General features: G+C 63.5%; 13 protein-coding genes and 1 tRNA gene. 2 read left to right on the forward strand and 12 right to left on the reverse strand.

Going from position 1 to position 15,612, the window contains the following annotated elements:
* Positions 1-261: 261 nt before the first annotated feature.
* From RPG13_RS06090 to RPG13_RS06130, 9 genes are all read right to left on the reverse strand, one after another.
* Positions 262-346: transfer RNA gene (locus tag RPG13_RS06090), tRNA-Leu, on the reverse strand.
* 67 nt (positions 347-413) lie between these two features.
* Positions 414-1,034 carry a 2,3-bisphosphoglycerate-dependent phosphoglycerate mutase gene (locus RPG13_RS06095; RefSeq protein WP_095484747.1) on the reverse strand — a complete coding sequence of 207 codons (621 nt, stop codon included), beginning with the start codon at positions 1,032-1,034 and terminating at the stop codon, positions 414-416.
* Between the two features lie 32 nt (positions 1,035-1,066).
* Positions 1,067-1,909 (reverse strand): 4-hydroxy-tetrahydrodipicolinate reductase, encoded by an 843-nt coding sequence (gene dapB, locus RPG13_RS06100; protein WP_095484746.1) that lies wholly within the window; start codon positions 1,907-1,909, stop codon positions 1,067-1,069.
* Positions 1,906-3,777: an ABC transporter ATP-binding protein gene (locus tag RPG13_RS06105; RefSeq protein ID WP_128285950.1), complete on the reverse strand. Its 1,872-nt coding sequence runs from the start codon at positions 3,775-3,777 to the stop codon at positions 1,906-1,908. Before RPG13_RS06105 ends, dapB begins: the two co-directional genes overlap by 4 nt.
* Positions 3,778-3,905: 128 nt before the next feature.
* Positions 3,906-4,925 (reverse strand): glucokinase, encoded by a 1,020-nt coding sequence (locus tag RPG13_RS06110; protein WP_095484744.1) that lies wholly within the window; start codon positions 4,923-4,925, stop codon positions 3,906-3,908.
* Between the two features lie 380 nt (positions 4,926-5,305).
* Complete coding sequence (mepA, locus tag RPG13_RS06115; RefSeq protein WP_095484743.1) at positions 5,306-6,424, reverse strand: penicillin-insensitive murein endopeptidase; 1,119 nt, start codon at positions 6,422-6,424, stop codon at positions 5,306-5,308.
* A 138-nt stretch (positions 6,425-6,562) separates the two neighbouring features.
* Positions 6,563-7,468: an SDR family oxidoreductase gene (locus RPG13_RS06120; protein WP_095484742.1), complete on the reverse strand. Its 906-nt coding sequence runs from the start codon at positions 7,466-7,468 to the stop codon at positions 6,563-6,565.
* Complete coding sequence (gene queG / locus RPG13_RS06125) at positions 7,465-8,625, reverse strand: tRNA epoxyqueuosine(34) reductase QueG (RefSeq protein WP_095484741.1); 1,161 nt, start codon at positions 8,623-8,625, stop codon at positions 7,465-7,467. Before queG ends, RPG13_RS06120 begins: the two co-directional genes overlap by 4 nt.
* Positions 8,606-9,298 (reverse strand): glutathione S-transferase family protein, encoded by a 693-nt coding sequence (locus RPG13_RS06130; protein ID WP_095484740.1) that lies wholly within the window; start codon positions 9,296-9,298, stop codon positions 8,606-8,608. Before RPG13_RS06130 ends, queG begins: the two co-directional genes overlap by 20 nt.
* 174 nt (positions 9,299-9,472) lie before the next feature.
* Between RPG13_RS06130 and RPG13_RS06135 the strand changes: the two genes are divergently transcribed.
* Together RPG13_RS06135 and RPG13_RS06140 are read left to right on the forward strand one after the other, a co-directional pair.
* A complete protein-coding gene (locus tag RPG13_RS06135) occupies positions 9,473-10,279 on the forward strand; it encodes an undecaprenyl-diphosphate phosphatase (RefSeq protein ID WP_095484739.1) in 807 nt (268 codons plus the stop codon).
* Between the two features lie 288 nt (positions 10,280-10,567).
* Positions 10,568-10,894 carry a hypothetical protein gene (locus tag RPG13_RS06140; RefSeq protein ID WP_095484738.1) on the forward strand — a complete coding sequence of 109 codons (327 nt, stop codon included), beginning with the start codon at positions 10,568-10,570 and terminating at the stop codon, positions 10,892-10,894.
* 17 nt (positions 10,895-10,911) lie between these two features.
* Here the strand turns inward: RPG13_RS06140 and RPG13_RS06145 are convergent, their stop codons facing one another.
* The 3 genes from RPG13_RS06145 to RPG13_RS06155 form a co-directional block, all read right to left on the reverse strand.
* Entirely contained in the window at positions 10,912-12,945 is a 2,034-nt protein-coding gene (locus RPG13_RS06145; RefSeq protein ID WP_337124591.1) for a winged helix-turn-helix domain-containing protein, read from the reverse strand.
* Between the two features lie 177 nt (positions 12,946-13,122).
* Positions 13,123-14,874, reverse strand: a complete 1,752-nt coding sequence (locus tag RPG13_RS06150; RefSeq protein WP_126104221.1) for a TRAP transporter large permease — start codon at positions 14,872-14,874, stop codon at positions 13,123-13,125.
* Complete coding sequence (locus tag RPG13_RS06155; protein WP_095484735.1) at positions 14,871-15,539, reverse strand: TRAP transporter small permease subunit; 669 nt, start codon at positions 15,537-15,539, stop codon at positions 14,871-14,873. Before RPG13_RS06155 ends, RPG13_RS06150 begins: the two co-directional genes overlap by 4 nt.
* Positions 15,540-15,612: the final 73 nt, after the last annotated feature.

The following is a 15,612-nucleotide window of genomic DNA, read 5'->3' on the forward strand; positions in this document are numbered from 1 at the left end:
ACTGCTGAAGGTGCGACAATGCATTCGCCAAAGAGAGCGCCGTCACATGCCGCCTCTGCACGCTACTCGATGACATTCCGTATGGGAAGATGCTTACAACCGGAGGTCGCGCGCCAACTTTCAAGTTGTCCGCGGGCACACGCCTTACGAACTGTAGGGCGTGCTAGGACACCTTGTTGGGTGAGGTCATTCGCAAGGTCATGTGCAGCCGACGGCCCGGAAACCGCAGTTTCCGGGAAATCAAGAACTTACAAAGGGATTTGGTGCCCAGAAGAGGACTCGAACCTCCACTCCTTGCGGAACACGGACCTGAACCGTGCGCGTCTACCAATTCCGCCATCTGGGCTGGTGCGGGCTCTTTAGGCGGGCAAACGGTGAGTGTCAACGCGCTTTTTTGAAACGCACTCGCCGGCTCAGTTCTCCAGCACTTCCTTGGATGCCACGGTCGAATCGGCGTTGAGCTTGTAGATGACCGGCACGCCGGTGCCGAGCTCCAGTTTGACGATCTCCTCGCCCGACTTGCCGTCCAGCGCCATGATCAGCGCACGCAGCGAATTGCCGTGCGCCGCCACCAGCACGGTGCCGCCGCGCAGCACATGCGGCTGCAGGTCGTGCAGATAATAGGGCCAGACGCGCGCGCCGGTGTCCTTCAGGCTTTCGCCGCCGGGCGGCGGCACGTCGTAGGAGCGGCGCCAGACATGCACCTGCTCCTCGCCCCATTTCTTGCGCGCATCGTCCTTGTTGAGGCCGGAGAGGTCGCCATAGTCGCGCTCGTTCAGCGCCTGGTCGCGGATGGTCTCGAGATCGCTCTGGCCGACCGCGTCGAGAATGTGCTGGCAGGTCTTCTGCGCCCTGATCAGCGACGACGTGAAGGCGATGTCGAATTTCAGGCCGCGCGCCTTCAGCTTGGCGCCCGCCTCCTTGGCCTCGGCGTGGCCCAGCTCGGTCAGGTCAACGTCGCGCCAGCCGGTGAAGAGGTTCTTCAGGTTCCATTCGCTCTGGCCATGGCGCACGAGCACGAGAGTTCCCGACATTTTTGCTCCTTCAGTTTGTGGATCAGATCGTCTCAGGCGAGTCCGAGCACGTCCCGCATCGAATACAGTCCCGGCTTCCTGCCGCGCGCCCACAGTGCGGCCTTGACCGCGCCGCGAGCGAAGATCGCCCGGTCCTCGGCGTGATGGGCGAGCGTGATGCGCTCGCCGGTGCCGGCCAGCACCACGGAGTGGTCGCCGACCACCGAGCCGCCGCGCAGCGTGGCAAAACCGATCGAGCCGGTCTTTCGCACGCCGGTGTGGCCGTCGCGCGACCGCACGCTGTTCCCGTCAAGATCGATGCCGCGCCCGACGGCAGCGGCTTCGCCGAGCAGCAGCGCCGTGCCCGACGGCGCGTCGACCTTGTGCCGGTGATGCATTTCCAGGATCTCGATGTCGAAATCATCGGCGTCGAGCGCGCGCGCCGCCTGCTCGACCAGCACCGCCAGCAGATTGACGCCGAGGCTCATATTGCCTGACTTGACCACCGTCGCGTGGCGCGCCGCCGCCTTTATCTTGGCATTGTCGTCCGCGGAGCAGCCGGTGGTGCCGATGACATGGACGATGCGCGCCTGCGCCGCGTAGCCGGCGAATTCGACCGTCGCTGCCGGGCTCGTGAAATCGAGCACGCCGTCGGCCTTGGCGAAGGCCGGCAGCGGGTCGTCGCCGATCGCCACGCCGATATTGCCGATGCCGGCAAGCTCGCCGGCATCCTTGCCGAGATGTGGCGAGCCGGCCCGCTCGATCGCGCCGGCGACGCGTGCGCCCGGTATCGTGTGAATGGCGCGGATCAGCGCCTGGCCCATCCGGCCGGCCGCGCCGACCACCACCAGGCCCATTTCATTGACGGGGGGATCGTTTGTGGCCGCACCGCTCATAAAGTTCTCCCGACCGCCTTTTTCGCGCGGCGCACCGAAGTTTGGATTGGCTTGCCGTCGTCGACAAGCCCCAGCCCCTTGTTGCCCTGCACCCGGTGAAAGCGGGCATAGACGCTGTGCGGGTCGGCCATCAGCGAGGCATGCGTGCCTTGCTCGACCAGCCGCCCCTGTTCCATGACGACGATGTGGTCGGCATTGACCACGGTCGACAGCCGATGCGCGATGACGATGGTCGTGCGCCCTTCCGTCACCTGGGTCAGCGCCTGCTGGACGCGCGCTTCCGCCTCGTTGTCGAGCGCCGAGGTCGCCTCGTCGAGCAGCAGGATCGGCGCCTGCCGCACGATGGCGCGGGCGATCGACAGACGCTGGCGCTGGCCGCCCGACAGCGTCACGCCGCCTTCACCGACAGGGGTGTCATAGCCTTGCGGCTGCTGGCGGATGAAGCCGTCGGCCTCGGCTTGCTGCGCGGCCAGTTCGATCTCGGCGTCGCTGGCGGCGAGCCGCCCGTAGCGGATGTTGTCGCGAATGGTGCCTTCGAACAGATAGGGCTGCTGCGAGACATAGGCGATGGAGCTGCGCAGCGACTGCTTGGTCATCTCTAAAATGTCCTGGCCGTCGACCTCGATGCTACCCGCTTCGACATCATGGAAGCGCTGCAGCAGCGCCACCAGCGTCGACTTGCCGGCGCCCGAGGCGCCGACGATGGCCGTCATCTTGCCGGCAGCGGCGACGAAGCTGAGCTCCTGCAGCACCGGCGCGTCGGCGACATAGCCGAACGACACATTGTTGAAGCGCACCTCGCCCCTGGTGATCTTCGCTTCGACCGCTCCGGGCGCGTCGCCCTGTTGCGGCTCGAGGTCGAGCAGCTCGTAGATCATGCGCGCATTGACCAGCGCCCGTTCCATGCCGACCTGCATGCGCGCCAGCCGCCGGGCCGGGTCGTAGGCGAGCATCAGTGCCGTGATGAAGGAAAAGACCGCGCCAGGCGGCTGGCCGCTGACGGCTGCCCGGTAGCCGGAATAGGCGATGACGCCGGCGACGGCGAAGCCGGCCAGCATGTCCGAGATCGGCGTCAACCGTTCCGACACGCGCGCGATGCGGTTTGCCCGCTGCTCGGCGCCGGTGACAAGATCGCTGATGCGACGCGACAGCTCGTCTTCCAGCGTGAACGCCTTGACGATGGCGATGCCTTGCGTTGCTTCCTGCATGGCGCCGATCAGCCGCGAGTTGATCTGCACCGCTTCGCGCGTGGCGCGTCGTATTCTGCGGGTCAGGTAGACGACCGTGTAGATCAGCGGCGGCCCGACCAGCAGCGACATCAGGGACAGCATCGGATCCTGCCAGATCATGACGCCGATCAGCGCGACCAGCGATACGGCGTCGCGTGCCAATGACGTCAGCGTCATCGAGAGCAGGTCGCGGATGCCGTTGACGTTCTCGTTGATCTGGGCGGCCAGCCGCCCCGAGCGCGTGTCGTTGAAGAAACCGACGCCGAGCTTCATCAGATGAGCGAAGATGCGGCGCTGGTAGCGCGCCACCAGATTGTTGCCGATCCTGGCCAGCGTCACCGCCTGGCCGTAAGTGGCCAGCCCGCGCAGCATGAATGCGCCCAGGATCAACAAGCAGATCAGCGCGATGAGATCGCCGCGCTGTTCGTAGAATATCTGGTCGACGACGTCCTTCATGATCCAGGCGGTGAAGGCAGTCGTAGCCGCAACTATCACCAGGCACAGAACGGCCAGAGCATAATACCAGCGGTACTCGTGGCTGTTCTCGGCGATGATGCGGCGGACCACCGCCACGATCTCGCCGGGCCGGGCTTTGGCTTGGTGCCGGGCTTCCGCTTGATGTTTGGGCGACTGGTTCAAAGTCGGGATCGTTCCGTGATGTCGGTTCGGCCTCGCGGCCGGGCTAATTCGGCAATCCTCTTAGCGCCCCGGTGGCGGCTTGCCTATGGCCGAGGTAGGCAAAACTTCGCCGCGGCTCAGGGCGTCACTTAAGCCCGCCAGCGTCGCCCCGCCGTCTGGACGCCGAACAGCGACGGGTTTCTGGCATAGGCGGCAAGACCGGAAAGCGCTGCCAGCGGATGGGTGATCACATAGACGGGCATGGTGCGCATCATCTCGCTATGCGGCGCCTTGTCCTCGAAGGCGGCGCGGAACTCGCCCGTTTTCAGCGCCGGCAGGATTTTCTGGGCGATGCCGCCGGTCAGGAAGACGCCGCCGCGGCTCATGAACACCAGCGCAAGGTCGCCGGCTGTGCGCCCCAGGCAGGTGACGAACATCGACAGCGCTTCCTCGGCCACCGGATCTGACTTCGCCAGTGCCGCCGCGGTGACCTCGGCCGGCGTGGTGAAGGGCGCCGGCTTGCCGTCCGCCTTGGCCACCGCCCGGTAGGCATTGACCAGGCCGCGTCCGGACAGGATCTGTTCGCCGGAGATTCTGCCCTCGAGCTTCTCGATATGCGGAAAGACCTGGAAATCGCGCGGCGAGCGCGGCCCGATATCCATGTGCCCTCCCTCACCGGGCACCGGAATCCAATGGTTCAGCGCGTGGACCAGGCCGGCGACGCCAAGCCCGGTTCCGGGACCGAGCACCACCCGTCCGGCATTGGGCTCCGGCGCATCGCCGCCGATCTTTTCCATATGCTCTTCGCCAAGCGCCACGACAGCCAGCGCCTGCGCCTCGAAATCATTGAGCACCACGACGTCGCTGAGGCCGAGGCTGGCAAACATCTTTCTCGGCTTGACGATCCACGGGCAATTGGTGAGCGGGATCTCGTCGCTGTCGACCGGGCCGGCCACCGCCAGCACGGCGGAGTTGGGCCGGACCGGCGAGCGGTCGAGCACCGCTGCCTGGATCGCGTCGTCGATGGTGTTGAAGTTGGCCGTCTGGACGATCTGCGGCTCGGTTGGTTCCGAGTTCGCGTCGAGCACGATCGAAAAGCGCGCATTGGTGCCGCCTATGTCGCCGATCAGGACCGGAAACTGCAGCGCTGTGTCGTCGTCGCCTGGCATGCTCTTGTCCGTCCCGGTTCCCAGTGGCGTTCCGCTGTTCTTTCGTTGACTAGCGCATGACCTGGAAAAGGGAAAGTCGCTTCAGAGTCAGTTCCGGAGCAATCACCTCAGGTCCGAATTTCGTGCTAGCCCTATTCAGCGTTGGCGCTGCACCTCACCTGCCTGCCGGCATCCTCTCCCGTATAGTGACGGGGAAAGGGGGCGCTTTCATCGATGGTTCCGCTAATCTCCAACTCTGCAAGAACGGCGCCAAGGCCGCGGCCAGCCCTTTCTCCCGTCACTATACGGGGAGAAATGCCCGGCAGGGCAATGAGGGGCGGCGCCGACCCAACAGTTGGTCGTCTCCAACATCAGTGGAAGCCGAGGCGATTATCCTGGCATCAGTTCCCCGGCCGCGGTCGCGGCAATGGAATGCCGATCTCGGGTGTAGCCGCGAAGGCGTTGATCGAGGCCGGAAGCGCTGCCGCGCCGCTTGCGGATGCCCGCGCCGGCGCCGGGGCCACCGTGAGAGTGGGTGCAGCCGCGACCGGCACGCCGTCGCCATAAAAGGTGACCGCCTCCGCCGAAGCCGGATCGGGCCCGTCGAGCACCGCCTGGCATGCCGCGGGCAGGCTCGCCATCGTCATCACGTCGCGCGCTTTCGGCCTGTCCGGGTTTTTGTTGGGGCGCCACGGTTCCTCGGTGAACCACCATGCCAGAGACTGGTCGCAGCCGTCGCCGGGCGCCGTGTTTTCCTGTGCTTTGCAATTGGGCGAGCCGGGCTGGCAGCCGATGCGGATGTGGAAGTGATAGTCGTGGCCCCAGAACGGCCTGACCTTGCGCAGCCATGCGCGGTCGCCTTTCACCGTGTCGCAGAGCTTCTTCTTGATGCCGGGATTGACCAGGATGCGCTCGACTTCCGCGTAGCTTGCCGCGCGCTTTAGGAGCCGCATATGCGCCGGCACCCAGAGCGCATCCTTCACCAGATGGGTCTTTTCATCGACAAGCAAGGTGGCGCTCATATTTTCGCGCTGGTCGATCGAAAGCTTGCGGTCGGGCATCGGCGTCAGCCAGATGTCGGCGTCGAGGCCGATCTGGTGCGAGGCATGGCCGGTCAGCATCGGGCCGCCGCGCGGCTGCGAAATGTCGCCGACCAGCAGGCCGGGCCAACCGTCGGCCGCGGCGTCGCGCGACAGTTTCTCGATCAGCGCGATCATCGTCGGATGGCCCCAGCGACGGTTGCGCGAAGGCCGCATCACCTCCCATTTCGGGCCGTCCATGGGGATGGCGACGCCGCCGGCAAAGCAGCCCTTGGAATAAAAGCCGATCGATTGCGGCGCAGCCACGGCCGGCAGCTTTTTGGCGCCGAACAGGTCTTTCGCCAGGCCTTCGGCGGCGGCAGGTCGCGCCGCAAGCCCCGCCAGGGCGAGGACGGCGAGCGCTGCTAATGCATGTCGCCCAAAGCATGCCCTCGGGCTTGAACCGAGGGTGCGCAGCGGCTTTGGGACAACGACAGGCATAAACAGAGATCTAAAGCGCGTCGCGACGCGCTTTAGCAGCAATGCTCTGCCGGGCAATGATTGCTTCAACGGTTTCATGAAGCAGAACCCCTCTGCGAATTTAAGTCGAATCATATCATGCCCGGCGCGAGGTTTCGATCACGACCGCTTCATCGGGCTGCGCGCCTCGCCGTCGTGCCATCTGCCGTCAGACCACATTTGGTCGAAGGCCGAGCGGTAGTCGGGAAAGCGAAAGCGATAGCCGGCAGCCTTGATCGCCGCGTTGGCGACACGCTTGTTCTCGCCATAGAAGGATCGCGCCATGGGCGAAAGCTGGGCGGTCTCGAACGGAATTTCGGGCGGCGGTGTGACGCCCATCAGCCCGGCGGCATAGGCGACGACGTCCTGCGGCGGCGCCGGCAGGTCGTCGGTGACGTTGAAGATGCCGCCGCGATTGTCTCCGATTAGATGCCAAAGCGCCCCGGCAATGTCGTCGCAATGGATGCGGTTGAACACCTGGCCCGGCTTGACCAGCCGCCGCGCGGTGCCGTTTTCCAGATTGACCAGGGCATTGCGGCCCGGCCCGTAAATGCCGGAAAGCCGCAGGATCGCCACCGGCCGGCCGATGTCCCGACCCAGTCTCAGCCAGTCCCGCTCGGCGGTGACACGCATCATCGAGCGCTTCGACACCGGCCGGCATTCGGCGGTCTCGTCCACCCAGCCGCCGCCATGGTCGCCATAGACGCCGACGGTGGAGAGATAGGCGATCCATTTCAGCGCCGGCATCTCCGTCCTAATTGTCTCGCGCGCCGCATTCAACACCGGGTCGCCGGCCTCTTCCGGCGCCACCGAGACGACGAGATGGGTTGTTTTCTCGAGCGCGTCACGGATTTCGGGCGTCAGCGCGCCATCGAAAAGCAGCGGCTGGATCCCGGCTTGCCGCAACGCTTCGAATTTCTCCGGCGCGCGTGTCGTGCCAAGGATCGTGCCGGCATCCTTGTTGGCTCGGGCAAATGCCTTGCCCGAATAGCCGGCCCCGAAAACAAAGATATGCTTCTCGCTCATGCATGCGCCTCGATTTGATTTGCCAGCGCCAGGCGCCATTCGCGTTGCACGGCGTCGTCGCTTTCTGCTTTGACCGCAGCGGTGGCGCGTCTGGCAAATTCAGTTTCAGGCACAAGCCGTGACAGCGCCCATACCGCCGCCCCACGCACCAGGGGCGAGGCATCGCCGAGCAGCGCGCGCACGGCGTTGCCGAGCGAGGAATCGCCGGAATTGCCGGCGGCGATCAGCACATTGCGGACAAAGCGGTCGCGACCGATGCGCTTGATCGGCGAACCGGTGAACAAGGACCGGAAAGCCGCGTCGTCGAGCGCCAAGAGATCGGCGAGCGGCGGCTCGCGCAAGTCCGCGCGGGCGGCGAGCTTTGCCTCCGACGCAGTCTGGGCAAACTTGTTCCACGGGCAGGCGGCCAGGCAGTCGTCGCAGCCATAGATGCGGTTACCGATTTTTTCCCGGAACTCGTGCGGGATCGGCCCCTTGCTCTCGATGGTGAGATAGGAGATGCAGCGTCGCGCATCGAGCCGGTAGGGAGCCGGAAAGGCGTCGGTAGGGCAAACGTCGAGGCAGGCGCGGCAGGAGCCGCAATGGTCGTCCTCGGGCGTATCGGGCGCAAGCTCGGCCGTCGTGAAGATGGTGCCGAGGAACAGCCAGGAGCCGTGCGCGCGGCTGACCAGATTGGTGTGCTTGCCTTGCCAGCCGAGGCCGGCGGCTTCTGCCAGCGGCTTTTCCATAACCGGGGCGGTATCGACGAACACTTTTACATCGCCACCGGCGCGCGCCACGATCTTGCCGGCAATCTCTTTCAGCCGGCCCTTCATCACGTCGTGGTAATCGCGGTTCTGCGCATAGACCGAGATCGCGCCGCGGTCGCGCTTCACCAGGACCGCGCGTGGGTCGTGGTCGGGGCCATAGTTCATGGCGAGCACAATGATGGAGCGAACTTCGGGCCAAAGTGCTGTCGGCTCGCTGCGGCGTTCGAGCGTCTCGGCGATCCAGCCCATCGAACCGTGAAAACCGTCGGCGACGAATTCGGCGAGCCGGGCCGGCGCCTGCGGAATGGCATCGGGCGTGGTGACGGCAACGGCATCGAAACCGGCGCGCCGTGCCTCGCGGTCGATCAGCGCGCGCAGGTTTTCCGCTTTAGAAATCGAGGTCCGCATAATGTGACACCGGCGATAGGCCGCGCACCCGGTCGGACAAAAGCGGCCGGAACGATGGCCGCGATTTCACCCGTGCATACCATTCGCGCGCGGCAGCGTGTTCGCGCCAGTCGATCTCGCCGAGATAGTCGAGCACAGACAGCGCAGCTGCAGCCGCGAGATCGGCATAGGTGACCTTGTTGCCGGCCAGCCATTGGCGGGTGCCGGCCAGCCAGTTGGTGTATTTCATGTGCTGGCGGATGTTGGCGCGCGCGGCACGGATCGCTGCCGAATCGGGCGAGCCGCCGCCCGCCGTTTCCGGCATGACCGGCTTCAGCACGCGCTCGCGCACCAGATGCCGCGTCACCTCGCTATCGGCCTTGTTGAGATACCAGTCGGTCAGCCGGCGGATTTCGGCGCGCCCCATCGGATCCTCGGCGAACAGCCGCTTGTCGCGCTTGAGCACGCCGCGCGTCTCGTCGAGATATTCGCCGATGACCATGGCGCCGACGATCGGCACGTCGCCTTCGGCGAGCAGGATCGGCAGCGTGCCGGCCGGGTTCAGCGCCAGGAACTCCTTGCGCCGCGTCCACGGCTTTTCCTCGATCAGCGCCAGCTCCTCGCCATATTCGCCGAAAGCGAGGCGCACGAACCGGCAGGAGGCGAACATCGGGTGGTGGAAAAGCGTCAGCATGGTCCCGCGATAATAGAGCGCACTGGCAAATCGCCGGCTGCGCCGGTAAGTCTTAGCCGCCCCGATTCAAAGGGCTGTCAGGGTGCTGCGACCTATAGGAGGAGTTCCGCGCCATGACAAGCAAGCCCTTTCGCAAGCCGTTCTTCAAGCTCTCACTCGAACGCCGAGGTTGCCATGGAAAGCCAGACCATCGTCGAAGCGCTGCTGCTCGGCATGATCGAGGGCATGACCGAGTTCATTCCGGTCTCGTCGACCGGCCATATCCTGCTTGCCGGCCATTTTCTCGGCTTCCACTCGACCGGCAAGGCCTTCGAGATCCTGATCCAGCTCGGCGCAATACTGGCGATCCTCAGCGTCTATTTCCATCGTCTGTGGCAGATGCTGGTCGATCTGCCGCGTGATCGGGTGACGCGGCATTTCGTCCTCGGCATCCTCGTCGCCTTCCTGCCGGCGGCCGTCATCGGTGCGCTGGCGCACGACTTCATCAAGACGGTGCTGTTTGAATCGCCGAGGCTGATCTGCATCATGCTGATCATCGGCGGCGTGGTCCTGCTGTGGGTGGATCGTCTCAAGCTGAAGCCGTTCTACCACGACGTCGAGCGGTTTCCGCTCAGGCTCTATCTGCAGATCGGACTGTTCCAATGCCTTTCGCTGATCCCCGGCACGTCGCGCTCCGGCTCGACGATCGTCGGCGCGCTGCTTCTGGGCGTCGACAAGCGGCCGGCTGCGGAATTCTCCTTCTTCCTCGCCATGCCGACGATGGTCGGCGCCTTCGCCTTCGACCTCTTCAAGAACCGCAATGTGCTGACCAGCGCCGATCTGCCCGTCATCGCCGCCGGTTTCATCGCGGCCTTCGTCGCGGCGCTCATCGTCGTGCGCTTCCTGCTCAACTACGTCTCGCGCCACGGCTATTCGCTGTTCGGCTGGTGGCGGGTGGTCATCGGCACCGTCGGGCTGGTTGCGCTGTTCGTATGGGGGTGAGGCGGCACAGTTAATTTATCGCCCAAGGCTCTATTTGCTCGTTGGCGTAGCAATGCCGTTGATGGTGGGGACGACCAACGTAGACCTGCCCCCGACCCATGCCGACCTCGCAGGATCGTTCTTGCCGCTTGCGTGCATTCCGTAGCCAAAATCGACTGCGTTCACCACTCTTCAGAACTTTTTCACGTCGATTTCATGACTTCGAACGACCCCTCGCGTTCTCTCTCACAAGCCGTCCCCACCAAGCCGTCCCCACACGGTTCGGGCGTCGAACTGAGGAGATAAAAGATGATCAACCGCATCTTGGGAATTCTCGTGATCGGCGCGGCGACCACCGCGTCCGCTGGTGATGGTCTGAGCCGTCACATTCTCGAACGGGCAGCAAGCTGCTGGCCTACGCAGACGGCGATGCGCGGAATCAGCTTCAGCGCCGATGTCCACGTCAGCTTCACGCGCGAGGGTCAAGTCAGTGCCATCGAAATCGTCGACGTTGCGCCACAGACCGAGACGTTCAAGGCCTTAGCCAAGGATTTCGCTGACGCATTGAAGCAGTGTGGCCCCTACGGTACCGAAGGCATGAGCGAAATGGACCTCAATCTCTCATGGCCGCCGTAGGCGCGGCGAAGTTGCTGCTACTTCGTCACCGAGAATTCGTAACGCTTGAAGCGAGACAGAAGTATGTATTCCTTCGTGGCTCCAGATATGCCGCTCAGGTTGCGGAACACAGCGCCACAGCCTGTCAGTTTACGCGGATATGCGCTGCACAAGCTGTCGCCCTGCACCCACATCTGACCGGTCACGACCTCCTCACCAACTGTTCTGGTCACGCTGCCGTCTGCCGCAACCACAGCATGGTAGGCTGAGACATTGGGCAGAATCTGGCGTCCCGTCAGCTCGTGTCCGATTATGAGATTCCCGATGTCGACGCCGTTCATCCGTTTCGCGGATTCCGGCTCCATTCCGGCGGGAAGCTCGGAAACCCCCGCCTTCCTCAAGCCATCGAGCAGGCGAGCGATGTCCTGCGGCCGCTTGTAGACGAAGAACTGCTGCGCGATCAGCAGGTTGGGCTGCCCCTCTTGCATGTCCGACAGCACGCGTCGGAGCTGCCCTAGGGCCGAGGCCGCTTCCGGCAGGCGATCGAGATGCGCAAGCGCCGCGACAAGAACATGCAGGCCGTAGAACTTCGTCCACGGATTGGGGGAGCGGACATCGACCTGCTTAAGCTGCGCGACCGCCTCCTCGTAGCGGCCTTGGCCGAACGCCGCCAAGCCAGCCTGGTAGTGTCGCCACTCCGTCCATCCGGGATCGACGCGTAAGGCCGCCTCGAGAAAGGCTCGCCCCTCGGCCGGCCTGCCGTTGAAGTTGAGGGCCTGGCTCAGCCCTTCGTAGGTCCAGGAATCGCTCGGGTCGAGCGCTATCGCCTTTTGCAGGGCAGCCACCGCCTCGTCGGACCTATGCTCTCGGACCAGAAGTTCGGAAATCAGCTGATAGTAACCGGGAGACGGATTTCCGGCAGCGATGGCCAGACTGCCATAGAGCTCGTCGTCGATTTCGGTCCAACTGATCCCGAGAGCTTGCCTCCTTACCTCGTCGGCGTCCCAGTGGAGCCACGCCAATTCCGCGGCCGCCGCGCCGAAATCGGCGTCCAGCGCCAAGGCTTGGCGAAGGTAGCCCGATGCTTCCACCGTGCCCGATGGTGTATCCTTTCGTCGCGCCTCGATGGCGCGTCGAAACGCCTGGTAAGCTTCCGGGTCGTCAGTATCACCGGACACGGCGAGGTTTGCTTTTCCCGGGATGAGCTTCAGCTGCAGCGCGGCGATAATTTGACCGATCACCTGATCCTGGAGCTTGAACACGTCGGTGAATGGACCTTCGAACCGCTCGGCCCAGATCTGCCCAACCGTCGAGGCATCGACCAAATGCGCATTGATGCGCACCTCATCGCCGAGACGTCGAACGGAGCCCTCCAGCAGATAGCGGACGCCGAGCTCTTTTGCGATCTTCGCCGGCGGCAGACCGCTGTTGCGATATGCACGCGCGGCATTGCGCGAGACCACGAACAGGCCGGGAACGCGCGCCAGCTCTGTCGTCAGATCGTCCGCGAAACCGTTGGCAAGATAAGCCTGTGCCTCGGCTTCGCTGAGATTTGCGAACGGCAGAACCGCGATCGACAGGGAGGTCGGCACTTCCGTTTCAAATGTGGGCCTCCAGATGAACACCGCGACTGCGGCAGCGATCACCAGTATAGCGACTACAAACATCAGGCCGCGCCGGGCTTTAATTTCGCGCGGATCAGAAGAGGCAGTGCCGTAAATCTGCGGGTAGGAATCGTGCGGTATGCCGGGCGCTTCGGTTTCGGGGACAAAGCGATATCCCCGTCGCGCGACTGTCTTTAGCAGGCTCTGCTTCTCGTCGCCGATGGCTTTCCTGATTTCGCTGATGCACTGGGAAAGGCTGTTTTCCGTCACCGCGATGCCGGGCCAGACGGTGTCCAGGAGCTCCTCCTTGGTCACAACACGGTTGGCGTTGGCGACCAGATGCTTCAGCACCGCGAGCGATTGAGGCCTCAGCGGGACATCTTCACCATGCTCGCCGTGCAGGAGACCGGCGTCGAAATCGAACTCGACACCGTTTAGAACAAGGCTCGGCGGATTGACCAGGGTCAAAGCTGCTCTCGATCATCGTTCTGATCGTTCGGGCGGCATGTTGCTCGGCAGGCCGCCTTGACCTTGAGAATCGGCGCCTGTCGCCGAAAGTCAACTGGCGTTTGAAAGTCGGCATTATCTCCCCGGCAAGAAACCTTCGCGCTGCGATCGCAAAAGTCCGGAAATGGCGGAGTCTTCTCAGCTGCCGTAAAGATAATTCGGAAGCCAGAGCGCCATGCCGGGCCAGATATACATGAGGACCATGCAGAGGATGACGATCAGCATGTAGGGCATCATCCCGGCGAATATCTGGTTGAGCGTGACATGCGGGGGCGAAACGCCCTTGAGATAGTAGGCCGACATCGCGACCGGAGGTGACAGGAACGCCGCCTGCAGATTGACGAAAACGAGAACGCCCCAGAGAACCGGATCGATGTCGAAGTGCGTCAGCATCGGTAGGAAGATCGGCACGAAGATGATGATGATCTCGGTCCATTCGAGCGGCCAGCCGAGAATGAAGATGATCGCCTGCGACAGGATCATGAATTGCACGGGCGTCAGGTCGAGCGCGAGCACCCATTGCTCGAGAAGTGCCTGGCCGCCGAGGATCGCAAAAACGGCGGAGAACAGCGCCGAGCCGACAAAGAGCCAGCAAACCATGGCTGTGGTCTTGGCCGTCAGGAACACTGCTTCTTTGATGCGCTTCCAGTCGAGCGTTCGCGCCTGTAACGCCAGCAGAAAGGCACCAGCGGCGCCGACTGCCGCGGACTCGGTCGCCGTCGTGATTCCGAACAGGATGACGCCGAGCACGACGACAGTAAGTATGGCCAGCGGCATGACCGACGAGACCAGGAGCTTTACGACCTCGAGCCGTTCGGCAGTCATGTTCCGGTAGTAACGGACGAGCACCACTGCGGCGAGTGCTGCGATGATGCCGAAGGTGGCGTAGAAGCTGGTTGCCGGCCCTGCGTCCACTGCGGGTGCGCCAAGTTCCTCCACCGCCGGAGCGCCGAGCTGCTCCAATCCCTCTGGAGCTTCGACGTCGGCCGATGCCTGCGGATGGATGACGACATACCACCACACCAGCAGGAGGGTGAGTGCTGTCAAGGCGAGGGGCACCAGCGCAGCGCAGAAATTCTTGAACAGCTCCCAATATGTGAGGCGTCCGTTCTCCGTCTCGAGCGCCATCGCCCTGGACGGCGAGAACAAGGCGGAAAGAAGTCCAACAAGCATGTTGCGCGAGTAAACTGTCTGAAGGCTTCCCATCCACGCAGGCACCGGAACCTTTGTTTGATCCTCCGGCAAAGGCGGGGCGATCTTCGGACTGATCGTCGCCCAGCCAAGAATGTAGACGAGATAGAGGAAGGCGAGGAAAAAACCGGGGAACATCGCCGCAGCGTAGAGCTTCACGACGGACTGGCCTGCAACTGCCGCATAGACGATGATCATGACTGACGGCGGGATCAGGATGCCCAGCGTGCCGCCCGCGGTGATCACGCCGGAAGCGAGCTTCACATCGTATCCGGCGCGCAGCATCGGATTGAAGGCAATCACCCCCATCAAAACCACAACGGCGCCGACGAGGCCACTGGCGATGCCCCAGAAGGTGCAGACAATGAGCGTAGCGATGGCCAGCGACGCCGGTACTCGTCGGAACGAAAGCTGGATGCTGTAGAACATCTTGTCGACCAGCGCCCCGCGTTCCATCACGTATCCCATGAGCACGAAAAGCGGGATGGAGATCAGGACGTCGTTGGTCATTGCCCCATAGGTGCGCTGGACCATCAGATCGAAGACGCGGTTGTCGATCCAGTGCTCCGCAGGGTTGTAGAACGCGTAGAACCCGAAGAACATGCCAAGGCCCATCAGCGTGAAGGCTGTCGGGAAACCCATGACTATGACGACCACGATGAGCATGAGCATCGTGAGTCCGAGGGCTGGATCGCTCAACTCTGCAGGTCTCCACCCATTCCGCGCTGGCGCGCTTGCTCGTCTATCTTTTGTGCGCGCTCGATCGCGGTCTTGCGCGTCTCTTCATCCACATATTCGCTGAGCGCGAGCTGTTCCTCCACGACGTCGATCTCCGCAACGTCCTTGCGCCGGCTGGGCCATTGCCCGGCCCTGAGACAGACGATGCAGCGCACGATCTCGGCCACACCCTGGAGCATCACCAAGGCGCCGGCCAGCGGAATGACCGACTTGAAGTGGTAGATCGGCGGACCCTCCGCTGTCACGGTCGAATGCTCCCCGATCCGCCATGAAATCGCGGCATAGTCGTAGCCTGCATAGACGAGGGCCGCGATCCCCGGCAGGAAGAAAACCACGTACAACAACAGATCGAGCGCGGCTTGGGTGCGGGGCCGCATCGAGCTGTATAGAAAGTCGCCGCGCACATGTGCATTCTGCGCCAGCGCATAGGCTCCGGCGAGCATGAACAGCGAGCCGTAGAACATGTTGCTGGCGTCGAATATCCACGCCGTGGGCATGTTCAGGATGTAGCGCTTGAAGACCTCGACGCAGACCAGCGTCATCAGCCCGATGATAAGCCACGCCGCGGCCTTGCCGACCCACGTGCTGATTGCATCGACTGTATTCAGGAAATGCTGGACGTTCATGCGCGCCCCCGGATGACGGGTACCTTGGTCAGAAGCATCACCGGGCCGCTGCCCGGTGATGCCCGAACTCACG

Source organism: Mesorhizobium sp. ISC15, assembly GCF_037162615.1.
GTDB classification, from domain to species: Bacteria; Pseudomonadota; Alphaproteobacteria; order Rhizobiales; family Rhizobiaceae; genus Mesorhizobium; species Mesorhizobium mediterraneum.